This window comes from Nocardia sp. NPDC127606, from assembly GCF_042671725.1.
In the GTDB taxonomy this organism is placed as follows: Bacteria; Actinomycetota; Actinomycetes; order Mycobacteriales; family Mycobacteriaceae; genus Nocardia.
On record NZ_JBHXWQ010000001.1, the window covers coordinates 661572 to 674256 of the forward strand.

At 69.1% G+C, this 12685-nt stretch carries 15 protein-coding genes; 6 read left to right on the forward strand and 9 right to left on the reverse strand.

The features are described 5' to 3' along the window. Positions 1–50: 50 nt before the first annotated feature. Positions 51–314, reverse strand: a complete 264-nt coding sequence (locus tag ACFVJ5_RS03090; RefSeq protein ID WP_358109673.1) for a helix-turn-helix transcriptional regulator — start codon at positions 312–314, stop codon at positions 51–53. Between the two features lie 120 nt (positions 315–434). On the opposite strand from ACFVJ5_RS03090, the gene ACFVJ5_RS03095 reads away from it, so the two are divergent. Then, entirely contained in the window at positions 435–1250 is an 816-nt protein-coding gene (locus ACFVJ5_RS03095) for a mycofactocin-coupled SDR family oxidoreductase (protein WP_379218236.1), read from the forward strand. A gap of 60 nt (positions 1251–1310) precedes the next feature. Further along, on the forward strand, positions 1311–2078 hold the full coding sequence (gene map / locus ACFVJ5_RS03100; RefSeq protein ID WP_379218237.1) for a type I methionyl aminopeptidase: 768 nt from the start codon (positions 1311–1313) through the stop codon (positions 2076–2078). A 47-nt stretch (positions 2079–2125) separates the two neighbouring features. Here the strand turns inward: map and ACFVJ5_RS03105 are convergent, their stop codons facing one another. After that, the gene (locus tag ACFVJ5_RS03105; protein WP_379218238.1) at positions 2126–2890 is read right to left on the reverse strand and encodes a 2-phosphosulfolactate phosphatase; all 765 of its coding nucleotides are present in this window, start codon (positions 2888–2890) and stop codon (positions 2126–2128) included. Between the two features lie 89 nt (positions 2891–2979). Continuing rightward, positions 2980–3768: an AraC family transcriptional regulator gene (locus ACFVJ5_RS03110; protein ID WP_379218239.1), complete on the reverse strand. Its 789-nt coding sequence runs from the start codon at positions 3766–3768 to the stop codon at positions 2980–2982. A 55-nt stretch (positions 3769–3823) separates the two neighbouring features. Here ACFVJ5_RS03110 and ACFVJ5_RS03115 point away from each other — a divergent pair, with 55 nt between their 5' ends. Further along, entirely contained in the window at positions 3824–4393 is a 570-nt protein-coding gene (locus ACFVJ5_RS03115; RefSeq protein WP_379218240.1) for a class I SAM-dependent methyltransferase, read from the forward strand. A 30-nt stretch (positions 4394–4423) separates the two neighbouring features. On the opposite strand, the gene ACFVJ5_RS03120 is transcribed toward ACFVJ5_RS03115, so the two are convergent. Next, a complete protein-coding gene (locus tag ACFVJ5_RS03120) occupies positions 4424–5422 on the reverse strand; it encodes a hypothetical protein (RefSeq protein WP_379218241.1) in 999 nt (332 codons plus the stop codon). Between the two features lie 38 nt (positions 5423–5460). Then, positions 5461–6174 carry a glyoxalase gene (locus ACFVJ5_RS03125; RefSeq protein WP_379218242.1) on the reverse strand — a complete coding sequence of 238 codons (714 nt, stop codon included), beginning with the start codon at positions 6172–6174 and terminating at the stop codon, positions 5461–5463. 117 nt (positions 6175–6291) lie between these two features. On the opposite strand from ACFVJ5_RS03125, the gene ACFVJ5_RS03130 reads away from it, so the two are divergent. Both ACFVJ5_RS03130 and ACFVJ5_RS03135 read left to right on the forward strand, forming a co-directional pair. Next, a complete protein-coding gene (locus ACFVJ5_RS03130) occupies positions 6292–6672 on the forward strand; it encodes a PPOX class F420-dependent oxidoreductase (RefSeq protein WP_378627531.1) in 381 nt (126 codons plus the stop codon). A 76-nt stretch (positions 6673–6748) separates the two neighbouring features. Further along, complete coding sequence (locus ACFVJ5_RS03135; protein WP_379218243.1) at positions 6749–8038, forward strand: acetyl-CoA C-acyltransferase; 1290 nt, start codon at positions 6749–6751, stop codon at positions 8036–8038. A gap of 5 nt (positions 8039–8043) precedes the next feature. Here ACFVJ5_RS03135 and ACFVJ5_RS03140 read toward each other — a convergent pair whose 3' ends face one another. Continuing rightward, positions 8044–8454 carry a VOC family protein gene (locus tag ACFVJ5_RS03140; protein WP_379218244.1) on the reverse strand — a complete coding sequence of 137 codons (411 nt, stop codon included), beginning with the start codon at positions 8452–8454 and terminating at the stop codon, positions 8044–8046. A gap of 12 nt (positions 8455–8466) precedes the next feature. Further along, a complete protein-coding gene (locus ACFVJ5_RS03145; RefSeq protein WP_379218245.1) occupies positions 8467–9174 on the reverse strand; it encodes a TioE family transcriptional regulator in 708 nt (235 codons plus the stop codon). A gap of 81 nt (positions 9175–9255) precedes the next feature. On the opposite strand from ACFVJ5_RS03145, the gene ACFVJ5_RS03150 reads away from it, so the two are divergent. Then, positions 9256–10407 carry an erythromycin esterase family protein gene (locus ACFVJ5_RS03150; protein ID WP_379218246.1) on the forward strand — a complete coding sequence of 384 codons (1152 nt, stop codon included), beginning with the start codon at positions 9256–9258 and terminating at the stop codon, positions 10405–10407. Here ACFVJ5_RS03150 and ACFVJ5_RS03155 read toward each other — a convergent pair. Together ACFVJ5_RS03155 and ACFVJ5_RS03160 are read right to left on the reverse strand one after the other, a co-directional pair. Further along, on the reverse strand, positions 10400–11236 hold the full coding sequence (locus ACFVJ5_RS03155) for an HAD family hydrolase (protein ID WP_379218247.1): 837 nt from the start codon (positions 11234–11236) through the stop codon (positions 10400–10402). The two genes, ACFVJ5_RS03150 and ACFVJ5_RS03155, sit on opposite strands and share 8 nt — an antisense overlap. Before the next feature lie 63 nt (positions 11237–11299). Next, entirely contained in the window at positions 11300–12679 is a 1380-nt protein-coding gene (locus ACFVJ5_RS03160; RefSeq protein WP_379219756.1) for a metallopeptidase TldD-related protein, read from the reverse strand. Positions 12680–12685 lie beyond the last annotated feature (6 nt).

Sequence of the window (12685 nt, forward strand, 5' to 3'; positions counted from 1 at the left end):
GGGTCGAGCGGCGGGCAGTGCGCGCTGCCTGCCACGCCGACGATCGTGGATCAGGCGGACTCGGCGACCTGTTCGGCGCGGTAGGACTCGGCCAGCTCGGTCAGCGGAATGGCAAGGGCCTCGGCCAGGCCGACGACGGTGCCGAAGGCCGGTGAGGGCAGCCGTCCCGACTCGATCTTGCGCAGCGTCTCCGGGGAAATGCCCGCTCGCAGGGCCACCTCGGCGAGGTCGCGGTCGCCGCGAGCGGTGCGAAGGCGGCGGCCGAGACGGCGGCCTGCTTCGACCTGCGCGGGGCTGAGCGGGAGACGGACCATGCGACCGATGGTATGTCCTCGTGAACGCGATGGCCAAGCTGAGTAGGGATCTCCGTTTTCGCCTCGCCCGGGCGGTGGCGGTGGTAGGTGTCAGGGGAGGACATCGAAGTTTCGAAAGGTATGGGTATGACACGGCGGTTCGAGGGCAAGGTCGTTTTCGTGACGGGAGCGGCGCGCGGGCAGGGCAGGGCCGAGGCGGTGCGTTTCGCCGAGGAGGGCGCCGACGTGATCGCGATCGACGCGTGCGCGGAGTTCGCCAGCACCAGCTACGCGGGCGCGACGGAGGCGGATCTGGCCGAGACCGTGAAGCTCGTCGAAGCGGCGGGCGGCAAGATCGTCGCGAGCAAGGTCGATGTGCGCGACTTCGACGGGCTCTCCGCGGCGCTGGCGGCGGGCATCGAGCAGCTGGGCAGACTCGATGTGGTGGTGGCCAACGCGGGCATCTGTTCGGCGGCGATGTCGTGGGAGATCACCGCCGAGCAGTGGCAGGAGACCATCGACGTCAACCTGACGGGCGTTTTCCACACCGCGAAAGCCGCGGTGCCGCACCTGATCGCGCAGGGCGAGGGTGGTGCGATGGTGTTCATCAGTTCGGTGGCGGGGCTGAAGGGCACGCCGTTCACCGGCCACTATGTCGCGACCAAGCACGCGATCACAGGTCTGGCCAAGACGATGGCGAACGAGCTCGGCGCGCACCGGATCAGGGTGAACACCGTCCACCCGGCGGGTGTGGCGAGCGGCATGCAGATCAACGAGATGGGACCGCTGTTCGAGGAGTACGGTGCCACGCTCGCGCCCATCTTCATGAACGCGCTGCCGAGTCACATCTGTCAGCCCGAGGAGATCGCGGCGACCGTGGCCTGGTTGTGCTCGTACGAGGCGAGTCAGATCACCGGTGCGCAGATTCCCGTGGACATGGGCAACCTGAACCGCTGATTTTGGTATTTTTATACCGGCGCGGCTAGTGTCGGTATGAAAATACCAATTGGAGGCGTGATGGTGGAGTTGAAATCACCCGCGGAGATCGAGCGCATGCGGGTGACCGGCCGGTTCGTCGCCGACGTGCTGGCCGGGGTGCGCGACCGCGCGGCGGTCGGGGTGAACCTGCTCGAACTGGAAGCGTATGTGCGGGAACGGATTCGCGAGCGCGGGGCGGTGTCGTGCTACTGGGACTACTCGCCGTCGTTCGGGCGCGGGCCGTTCCGCAATACGGTGTGTCTGGCGGTGAACGATGCCGTGCTACACGGGCTTCCGCACGACTACGTCTTGCGCGACGGTGATTTGCTGACGGCGGATCTGGCCGTGTCGATCGACGGCTGGGTCGCCGACTCGGCGATCTCGTTCATCGTCGGCACCCCGTCGCCTGCGGACGAGCGACTGGTCAGGGCCACCGAAGAGGCCCTGACCGCCGGAATCGCGGCCGCGCAACCCGACAACCGGATCGGCGATATCTCCGCCGCGATCGCGCAGGTCGCTCGCGGGTACGGATATCCGGTCAATACCGAGTTCGGCGGGCACGGGCTCGGGCGGACGATGCACGAGGATCCCCATATCGCCAACGACGGCAGGGCCGGGCGCGGGTTCCGGCTGCGGCCGGGTCTCACGGTGGCCATCGAGCCGTGGTTCGCGGCGAGCACGGCGAAGGTCTACACCGACGCCGACGGATGGACCATCCGCTCGGCCGACGGCTCCCGGTGCGCGCACAGCGAGCACACCATCGCCGTCACCGCCGACGGCCCACGGATCCTCACCTCCCAAGACTGATCGATCGACCCCGCAAGTGTTGCGGGGAGGCAGCTTTCGGGTCCGCGCTAGCGAGATCCGCGGTCGACGAAGGCGCTGCCGGTGAGAACCGGAACGGTGGCGTCGGCGTCGCGTTCGATCGCGATGGCCACATCCTCGGCGAAGCCGATCGCGGCGAGTTCGCGGCCGGACGCACACTCCGTGATCAGCGCGCCTACGTCGGCTGTGGCAGCGAATGCGGTGGCAGCCGTGCGTGTTTCGGGGGAGGGAGTACTGATTCCGCGATCGATCAGCGCGGCGGCGAGCGCACCGGCGCCGAGCCAGTCCTCGAGCGCGGGCCGCACGGTGTCGGTGCCCGGCCAGTGCTCGCCCGCCGCAATGATCGCGATCGGTCGATCGGGAGTGCCCCAGTGCTGGGCGACGAGCCAGTCGGCGACCGCGCTGACATTGCGCAGGCAGGCGGCGACGACGGGCGTGCCCTCGACAGCGGCGGCGATGGTGGAACCGTTGGGCGAGGGCAGCACCAGGCGTGGCGTGAACGGCGCGCGCCGGATCGCCGCCGGAGACAACGACCACGGACCGGCCTCCCGCCGTCCGACGGCCAATTCGGCGGCATTCTCCGCGGCGAAAGCCCGCGCCGAAGCGTCACGCCACCGGTACGGGAACACCGAGGTACCCGCGGCGGTAGCCACCGATACCGATGTGGTGAACGACAACACGTCGATCACCACCAGACACCCGGCCCCCGGCCCGAGGACCGCCGCTCCGGTTCGCCCCCACTCCACCCGAATCCCGAACCCGTCCTGCCGTGCCCACTGCGGTGCCGCTCGCACGCTGACCTCCCGATAGCCGAATCCGCCAGTCCACCACGGCGACCGGCGACGCGCCACCCCTGCCCTCACCACGCGTGAAACCCGACCGATCAGGACGACCGATTGCCACCGGAGCCGGCGAAGTACTGTCCCGGCGACGTGCCGACGGCCCGCCGGAACGCCGCCACATACGCGCTCGCGCTGCGATAGCCGACCCGGGCGGCGATGCGGGTCACCGGTACACCGTCGGCCAGTGGGGTCAGCGAAGCCGCCAGGCGGATCTGGGTCCGCCATTGCGCGAAGGTCAGGCCGGTCTCGGCGCGGAAGGCGCGAGCCAGGGTGCGCGAGCTGGCCGCGGCGTGCCTACCCAGTTCGGCGAGGGTGCGGTCGTCGGCGGGATTGTCGAGCAGGACCTCGGCGACCACGCGTGCTCGCGGGTCGGTCGGCAGTGGCGCGCCGATCGGAATGACCTCGACCGGCTCGAGCAGATCGAACACCATCGCTTCGGCCCGCGTCCGTCCGTCGTCTGTCAACTGCCGTGATGTCATGTGGTCGAAGAGTTCTCGGAGGAGCGGGGAGACGCTCAGCAGCGTGGGCCCGGGAAACAGTGCCGGGCACCGGTCGGGTTCGACGAAGATGCCGCGCATATCGGCCCCGGCCGTCGTTCCGGTGCGATGCGCCACGCCGCCGGGGATCCACAAGGCTCTGGTCGGCGGTAGCACCCAGTGGTTGGCGCCGATGTCGATCCCGATGACTCCTCTGCCCGCCCAGGCGATCTGATGCTGGGGGTGGCGGTGCTCATCGAACCAGTATCCGGCGGGCAGGATTCCCGCGCCGAGCACCATGGCTGTCGGACCGGTGTCCGCGGCCAGCAGCAGGTCATGTCCGTTCTGCGACATAGTCTGTCAGCGTAGTGACTGTCAGCCACGGCTCCCGGCTCCTACCGTCGTAGCTATGGCGATGAATTACTGGCACAGGCTGTTGTGCAGGTCCACGGCGTGGGAATGGGTGACGGCGACGAAGATCGTGCCGTGGGTGATGCGCGACATCGACCTCGGGGCGTCCGCGTTGGAGATCGGCCCGGGTTTCGGCGCGAACGTAGCGCCACTGCGGGAGCGCGCGGCCTCGCTCACCGGTCTGGAAATCGACGCCGTGCTGGCCGCGCGTCTGCGCACCCGGTTCGCGCGGGATCTGCGGGTGATCGACGGTGACGCCACCGCGATGCCGTTGCCGGACAAGGAGTTCGACTCCGTGGTCTGCTTCACGATGCTGCACCACGTACCCTCACCCGCGCAGCAGGACGACCTGTTCGCCGAAGCGCTGCGGGTGTTGCGACCCGGCGGGGTGTTCGCCGGCTCGGACGGACTCGACAGTCCGCTGTTTCGGCTCCAGCATGTGGGTGACACGTGCGTACCGGTGCCGGCGGACACGCTCGCCGACCGACTGGCAGTCGCGGGGTTCACGGGCATCGACGTGGAAACCGGCCTCGGAATGTTCCGGTTCCGGGCCGAGCGGCCTCACTGACCCTCGCCCGGTCTCTCCTGGTCCCGGTGATCAGCGCAGGAAGGAGGGGGTGAGGTCGATACCGGGCGGTGGGCGCAGGCGGCGGAGCGTGCCGTCGATGCTGGTGACGTAGAGCGACCACGCTCCGGTGGTGAGGTCGGGGGCCAGGCGGGCCGAGGTGGGGCCGATGGGCGGTGGGCTGGGGAGCGAGCCTCGAGGAGTGGTCCAGCCGGTGGCGAGCGTGCACCAGGCGCCCGTGGTCGGGTCGACCTGGTAGACGCTGCCGGAGTAGTCACCGGTGACGAAGGCGAGGCCGGTGGCGGTGACATCGAGGTCGTCCAGTCCGGGCAGGAGGCCGTCGTTCACCGTGGCGAGGGGAGTGGGCCGGTCCGGGGCGTCGAGAGGGACCCGCACGAGCTGGGAGGTGAGGACGTCCTCGGTGATGACCGCCCGGTGGTCGGGGGCGAGAGCGAGGCCGTTGGGGCGGGGGACAGAGGACCAGGCGAGAGTGAATTCGCCGGTGGCGGGGCGGTAGCGGCTGATGCCGACCGGGGGCCAGGGGACGGAGAGCTGGGAGATGAGCAGGTCGCCGTCGGGGAGCAGCAGTAATCCGTTGGGCTGCACCAGGTTCGGGAGCACGACGGTGACGTCTCCGGTGGCCGTGTCGAGTCGGCTCAGAGTGCCGCCGCCGTTCGGCGTGGTGCCGTCACCGGTGACGAAGTAGAGATCGTCGCCGATCAGCCGCAGTCCGGCGGGGTTGTCGAGGCCGGTGCTGATCGTGGTGACCCGGCCGTCGGCGGCGACGTGCAGGATCTCCCCGCGAACGATGCCGCTGACGTAGAAGCCGCCGCGCCCGTCGTACTCGAGGTTCTCCAAGCCACCCAGATCGGCCGCCAGCACGTCGATGTGCCAGCCGTCGGCGCACGACGGCGCACCGGCCTGCGCCGTACCGACCGGGCCCACCCCGAGGGCGGCGGCCACCGCGACTGCTGTTGCCAGACAACGGGTCAGCCGCCCACGGGTGGTGCGTTCGTACCATCGACCTCGCATAGCCGAAGCCTACTGGCCGATCGCCCCGACGGCCCGGTTCAGTCGGTCGCGGTGAGCAAGGCGGTGAGGAGATCGGAGGCATCGGCGGCGATCGCCGTGCGTTCCTCGGTGGTCAACTCGACCGCGTCGAGTTCGGATTTCCAGTGCGCGACCCGGTCGGTGTCCGCGGCGACGACGGCGAGCTCGGCGAGGGCCGCGTACGCGCGGGCCCGCTCGAGCGCGCTCGCGGCAGCGCCGAAACGGCGCAAGCCGACCTCCAGGGCACGGGTCGCCGCGCGGTCGTCGTTCTTGAAATCGCGCAGGATGCGGGCATTGTCGAGCACCCGGGCCAGCCCCTCCAGCTCGCGCGAGCCACCGTACTCGAGTTCCCTTGGCTCGTCGCGCTGGATCACCAGGACGGTGTTGCCGACCGGGTCGACCAGGGAGAACCGGGACTGGCCCGGACGGAATCGGGTAATCCGCGGACAGCCCTTGCTCGGGATCTTGCCGTAGTGCGCGCGCAGTGCGGCGGTGTACTCCGCATGGCGGGCGGCGACGTCGTCGACCATCACCAGCGCGCCCGCATGCTCCACCGGCAGCTCGATGCCCGGCGGCGCGGGTGCGAAATGCAGGGCGCAGCCGTGTTGTTCGATCGCGCCGTACACGTAGGGGCGGGTTTGCTCATGGGTGACGGTGTAGCCGAGCGCCCGGTAGAACTCGAGGGTGCTCGGCAGGTCGCCGCTCCAGAGCAGGGGCACCGCGGTATCGGTCATCGTCGGCCTTTCGCCAGAGAGTCGATTTCGCCCCAGAGGTTACGAAGAGTTTCGCGAAAGCGCCCGTACTCTTTTCGCCGCTCGGCCGCGGATCGCCGCGCCCACTAGGCTGTCGCCATGACGAACCGCCTCGGCGAACTGGCGACCGCGAATTACGTACTGCTCACCACCTTCCGCAAAGACGGCACGCCCGTGGGAACGCCTGTCTGGGCGGTGGCCCGTGACGACAAGCTGTTCGTCTGGACGGTCACCGACAGCTGGAAGGTCAAGCGCGTCCGGCGCAACCCCGAGGTGACGGTGCAACCCTGCAACGTGCGCGGGGATGCGCACGGTGACATCGTGACCGGCACCGCACGGCTGCTCGACGCGGCCGAGACCGACGAACTCCGCTCGGTGCTGCGCAAGAAATACTGGCTGACCGGCCCGCTCGTGATTCTCGGCAGCAACCTGCGCCGGGGCAAGGCGGGCACGATCGGCATCGAGATCACGCCCTCCTGATTTGCGTCGATCCGATATGTAGAACCGCCGGTATCGGATACTGTGAGTCTTCGGCAGCACTTCCGAAGGGACTCACATGGCCGAGAAACGCAACCGAGCCGTCGTCGTCGGGGGCGCGCGGACGCCGTTCGTGCGTGCGTTCACCGACTTCACCCGCCTCGACAGCATCGCCCTGGCCGGCGCGGCCGTCCGCGGGCTGATCGAGCGGACCGGGATCGCGCCCGGCGAAATCCAGTCCATCGTCTGGGGCGGCGTGGTCCTGCCCAGTCACGCGCCCAATATCGCGCGGGAGATCGCTCTCGACCTGAACCTGGACTTCGGGTGTGAGGGGTACACGGTCACCCGCGCGTGCGCGTCCGGATTGCAGGCGGTGACCTCGGCGGCCGCCGCGATCGAACGCGGCGAGTACGACATCATGATCGCCGGTGGCAGCGATTCCACCAGTAATGCCGAGATCAAGCTGCCGCAGAAGGTCGTGCACGCGGTCGCGCCGGTCGCGCTGGGCAAGCCCAAGGCGATGGACTACCTCGATGTGGTCCGCCGGCTCGCTCCGTTCACCGACATCCTGCCGCGCCAGCCCAAGATAGCCGAGCGCACCACCGGCGAGGTGATGGGTGAGTCCGCGGAGAAGATGGCCCGCATCAACGGGATCTCCCGCGCTGATCAAGACGCGTTCGCCGCCCGCTCGCACCGGCGGGCCGCGGCCGCGATCGCCTCGGGACGTTTCGATGACGAGGTCGTGCCGGTCATCACGCCGTCGGGCACGCTGATCGACGTCGACGGACTCGTTCGCGCCGACACCAGCGTCGAGAAACTCGCCACCCTGAAACCGGTGTTCGAGAAGAACGGCACGGTCACCGCGGGCAATGCCAGCCCGCTCACCGACGGCGCGTCGGCGGTGCTGCTGATGAGCGAGGAGAAGGCGCGCGTTCTCGGGTTCACCCCGCAGGCGGCCTTGCGCTCCTGGAGTTTCGTCAGCGTCGACCCCGCCGACCAGGTACTCATCGGCCCGGCGATCTCGATGCCGCGCGCCCTCGACAAGGCGGGCATGACGCTGGCCGATATCGACCTCGTCGACATCCACGAAGCCTTCGCCGCGCAGACACTGTCGGTGCTGCGCGTGCTGGAGAGTACCGAGTGGGCCAAGGCCCGTCTCGACCGCGACGAGCCGGTGGGCACCGTCGACCTCGAGAAATTGAACGTGCACGGCGGCTCCATCTCGCTGGGTCACCCGTTCGGCGCCACCGGCGCCCGCATGGTCACGACCATGGCCAACGAGCTGGCCCGTACCGGGAAACAGACCGCGCTGCTGGGGATCTGCGCGGCGGGCGGAATCGGTGCGTCGGCGGTTCTCGAACGCGTCTGATCGGGTCAGGCGGGCGCACCGGGTCGGGGACGGTGCGCCCGGATGTCCACCGGACGTCCATCGGGGTCCTCGGCCGTCATCGTCCACTGCGTGGGCAGGGTCTCGATCGGGCCGACCGGCAAGCCCGCGTCCGCGAGGCGATCGTGCACCGCACGCAATCGGTCCAGCGTGCCCAGGCGCAGACCCCATCCCGCGTGGCCGAGCGGATCGCGATCGGTGCGTGGCGCGGTGGTGGTCTCCACGAGCACGAGGTGGTCGGCGCCGCCTACGTCGACGATCGCGATCCGCGGCTCGGTCGCGGTAGCCGCTCGCTCGAAAGACAATGTCGCGCCGAGGAATTCGGTGTAGTACCGCACGAGCTGATCGAGGTCGGCGGTGGTGAGCGTCAGATGATTGATTCCGAGGAGATCAGGCATGGTCGTGCCAGCCTAGCGGCGTAGCACGGCGAAATATCGGCTCAGTGCGGCGGCGGCGTCGAGCATGCAGACGCCACGGGCGGTGATGGTGGCCTGCCAGTCGGTGAGGGCGTTCGCCAGCGCCTCGGTGCTGCCCGCGGCGCGGATCTGCCCGATGACGGTGGCGATGTGGTCGAGGCGGTAGTGGCCTCGGCGCAGGATATGGGCGAGTTCGGCGTCGCGGAGGTCGGCGGGGCCGTAGCGGCGGTAGCCGGTGGCCGGGTCTCGGTCGGGGGACAGGATGTCGGCCGCTTCCCAGGCCCGGAGGGTGGCCGGGGTGACTCGCAGGTGGTGGGCGAGCTCGCCGATGGTTCTCGTCGCCGTCGGAACCGTTGCAGCAGAGCTCGATTCGGTGATCAGGTGGTCGACGGCGCGGCGCACCGTGGCGAGCGTCTCGCGGTCGCGCAGGAGCTGGCTGTGTCCGCGGTCGATGACCGTGAGGGCTTTGTCGAGGTCGTCCGCGTGTAGCGCGCGCATGATGTCGCCCGCCTTCGCATGGCCGTGGGCAGGGATCAGGGTCAGGTAGGTGCGCAGCGCGGCCGCGTGCAGGTCGGTGTAGATCCGGTAGCCGGCAGGGGTGCGCTCGGCCGGCGGCAGGCAACCGTCCTGCTCGTAATTGCGGACCGCCTGGGTCGAAATCGCGTGCTCGCGGGCCAGGTCGGACGGGCGTAGGGTTCTCACTGATTTGAGACTTTACGACATATTTCGTGAATGTCCGCTGCTCGAGTCTCAACCGTTCCTTCAACGATACGGTTGATAGGTATGAGCCAGAAAATCACCGACTTCGTCCGTTCGTCCTGTGAACTGCTTGCGCTCGGGGAACCGACGCACAAAGAACCCGGCTTCGCGTCGGTCCGCAATGAACTGTTCGTCGAGTTGGTGGCGAGTGGTTTCCGGTCGATCGCTCTCGAAACGGATCGGGTCGCCGCGCTCGCCGTGGATGAATTCGTCCGAGGCGGCCACGGCGCCTTCGACGAGGTGATGCGGACAGGCTTCTCGCACGACTTCGGCGAACTCGACGGCAACCGGCAACTGGTCGCCTGGCTGCGCGACTACAACGCGGGCAGGCCGGCCGCGGATCAGATCCGGTTCCACGGATTCGACGCCGCGATGGAGACGATGAGTGCGCCGAGCCCTCGGTCCTACCTCGAATTCGCCCGCGACTATCTGGACCTCGACTTCGACATCAGCGGGCCTGCCGGCAGCGACGAGCGATGGAGCCGCACCGAAGCAGTCCTGGATGCCGGCGACTCGCCCGGTGCCACCCCCGAGGCCGAGCGGTTGCGGGTGATGGCCGACGACATGCTCGCCCTGCTCTACACCCGCGCACCGGAACGGATCGCGGCCACGTCACTGGCCGAGTGGCGAAGGGCGGCAATTCATCTCACCGCCGGACTCGGCCTGCTCCGGTATCACCGGCAGGCGGCCCAGCCGACGGAGGACGGCGTGCGCTGGAACAGCCTGGCCGCCGCCCGTGACGCGCTGATGGCCCAGAACCTGCTCGACATCCGGTCCGTCGAAGCGCGGCGTGGTCCGACCCTGGTGTACTCGCACAACCTGCACTTGCGGCGCAACACCAGCGTCATGCGGATGGGGCCGATGGAGCTCGTCTGGTCCGGCGCGGGGGCGATCGTCGGATCGCTCCTGGGGGAGCACTACGGGGTGATCCTCGGCAGTTTGGGACGCAGCAACGGCCTCGAACTCGCCGAACCCGAGCCGGGCACCTTCGAACACACGCTGCAGAACCGCATCGGCACCTGGGGTTTGATCCCGGCGGCAGAACTCGGACCCGGACAGACCCGCACCGATGTCACCCAGGAGCAGGGATACTTCCCGCTGGACGCGGACACCGTGAGCGTGACGGATACGATCCTGCACCTCGGCGCGGGTCGGGCGCCGACATCGGTCAGCTAGCCGAGGGCCGCGGTGCCGAGCCGACCAATTCCTCCAGGTAGGAGGCGACCCCGTCCTCGTCGTTGGTCGGGAGCACCCGGTCGGCGAGTGCGATGACCTCGGGTACCGCGTTGGCCGGAACCAGCGCGGTACCCGCCCAGGTCAGCATGGCGACATCGTTGAGCGCATCGCCCGCGGCCGCGACCTCCGACAGATGGATGCCGTCGAGTGCGCACAATCGGGCCAGGGCGCTGGCCTTCGACACACCCTCCGCGGCCATCTCCATGTACGCGGCACCGGAGTGGGTCAGCTCCACGCCGGTGATCCCGACCGCCACCGCCATGCGGTACAGCTGGGCGCCCGGTAGCTCGGGATGGCGGGCGACGATCTTCACCATCACCTCGACGCCCGTCGGCAACGTGTCGGACAATTCCATCTCGTGCGGGTTCCGGTGATGGTCGGCGAACGTGCACAGGGCGGCATAAGCGGGCTCGGCGATGAACCGGGTGGCGCCGACATTGGCGAAGACGACACCGGGGATCAGGTCGCGGATCTGCGCCATCACCGCACCCGCCGCGCCGGTGTCGATCGAGACCGTGTCGATGATCTCCGGGGTGCCGTCGGCCAGGTCGAGCAGCACCGCGCCGTTGGCGCACACCGCCTTACCGCGGAAACCGCATGATCGCGCCAGCTCGTGGACCGAATGGCGGGCCCGGGCCGTCGCCCACACCACCTCGATGCCCGCGGCTTGCGCACCGGCCATCGCTTCGGCGGTACGCGACGAGATCGTGCGATCGGAACGCAGCAGCGTGCCGTCGAGGTCGGTGGCGAACATCCGGATACCAGTCACCCGATCATGCTTTCACGCGCGGGGCCGTCGAACGGAGGGGATTCACCTCGGTCAAGTGGGTGGTCAGGTGGCCTGGCTCACCGACGACATGTGGAAGTCGGGGATGCGCAGCGGCGGCATGGCGGTTCGGGTGAACCAGTCCTTCCATTCGCGGGGCAGGGTGATCTCGGTGGCACCCGCCTCCGAAACCCGCCGCAACAGATCGAGGGGGCTTTCGTTGAAACGGAAGTTGTTGACCGCGCCGGTCACCTTGCCGTCCTCGACGAGGTAGACGCCGTCGCGGGTGAGACCGGTGAGCAGCAGGGTGGCGGGGTCGACCTCACGGATGTACCACAGGCAGGTGAGGAGCAGACCGCGTTCGGTGCGGGCGATCATGTCGTCCAGCGACGCCTCGCCACCGCCGGTGAGGAGAAGGTTCTCGCCGGGAACCGTGGCGGGGGCGGAGAATTCGGCCGCCGTCGCGCGCGGATAGACCAGCGATTCGATGACGCCCTCGCCGATCCAGTCGACCCGCCGCGCGGACAGACCGTTGTCGAACACCGACAGCGACTCCGACGACGACGGAGTCGCCACGAACGGCCGGTATTCCAGACCGCTCGCGTTCGGGTCGGAGTACAGGGTCAGCGGAATGTCGCTGAGCCGCTCACCGATTCGCGTGCCACCGGCGCGGGAGAACGCGGTGTGGCCTTCGTGCGCGCCGCGGCCCTCCATGCTCCACGCCAGATAGATCATCAGATCGGCCACCGACGAGGGCGGCAACAGGGTCTCGTAGCGGCCGGCGGGCAGCTCGACGCGGCGCGTGGACCAGTCCAGGCGCCGCGACAACTCGGCGAGCAGGCCCGGGGTGTCGACGTCGGTGAAATCGGCGGTGCCGACCCCCACCCACGCGCTGGCCAGATCCTTGCCCTCGCCGCGCTTGCCGTTGATCTCCACCGAACCCGTCGGCTGACTGAATCGGCGGCGAACACCGGTCGAGGTACCGAGCCAGGTGGTGTGCACCTGGTGGTGGGCGAAACCGTAGAGGCGGTCGGTGCCGTCGAAACCGATGGACAGCTCGCGCGCCAGCCCGGCGAACACGTCGATCTCGGTGGCGCCGGGCGCCTGATCCCACGCGGCGGTGTCGTCGTCGGTGGGTTCGAGCAGCGGCATCGCGTCGCGGGCCGGGGCGGCCGTGCGCGCCGCCTCCTCGCTGGCCCGCACCACGGCGTCGATCTCGGTGGGATCGACGCTGGTGGAGCTGATGGAACCGACCCGCGCGGTGTTCGGGCCGTCACGGAACACCGAGATCACCGCCCACTCCCGCGAAATCGACGAGCCGTTGGTGGTCATCGAGTTGCCCGCCCACCGCAGCGACGCCTCGTGCGCGTCGGTGACGATCACGATCGCCTCGTCGGCCTTCGACGCCGCCAGCGCCCGCTCGACCACCGTGCCCGCCGGGAACAGACCCTC

Coding starts and splice junctions, on each gene's coding strand:
- ACFVJ5_RS03090 (WP_358109673.1), bottom strand. CDS start 314: ATGGTCCGTCTCCCGCTCAGCCCCGCGCAGGTCGAAGCAGGCCGCCGT.
- ACFVJ5_RS03095 (WP_379218236.1), top strand. CDS start 435: ATGGGTATGACACGGCGGTTCGAGGGCAAGGTCGTTTTCGTGACGGGA.
- map (WP_379218237.1), top strand. CDS start 1,311: ATGGTGGAGTTGAAATCACCCGCGGAGATCGAGCGCATGCGGGTGACC.
- ACFVJ5_RS03110 (WP_379218239.1), bottom strand. CDS start 3,768: ATGTCGCAGAACGGACATGACCTGCTGCTGGCCGCGGACACCGGTCCG.
- ACFVJ5_RS03115 (WP_379218240.1), top strand. CDS start 3,824: ATGGCGATGAATTACTGGCACAGGCTGTTGTGCAGGTCCACGGCGTGG.
- ACFVJ5_RS03120 (WP_379218241.1), bottom strand. CDS start 5,422: ATGCGAGGTCGATGGTACGAACGCACCACCCGTGGGCGGCTGACCCGT.
- ACFVJ5_RS03125 (WP_379218242.1), bottom strand. CDS start 6,174: ATGACCGATACCGCGGTGCCCCTGCTCTGGAGCGGCGACCTGCCGAGC.
- ACFVJ5_RS03130 (WP_378627531.1), top strand. CDS start 6,292: ATGACGAACCGCCTCGGCGAACTGGCGACCGCGAATTACGTACTGCTC.
- ACFVJ5_RS03135 (WP_379218243.1), top strand. CDS start 6,749: ATGGCCGAGAAACGCAACCGAGCCGTCGTCGTCGGGGGCGCGCGGACG.
- ACFVJ5_RS03140 (WP_379218244.1), bottom strand. CDS start 8,454: ATGCCTGATCTCCTCGGAATCAATCATCTGACGCTCACCACCGCCGAC.
- ACFVJ5_RS03150 (WP_379218246.1), top strand. CDS start 9,256: ATGAGCCAGAAAATCACCGACTTCGTCCGTTCGTCCTGTGAACTGCTT.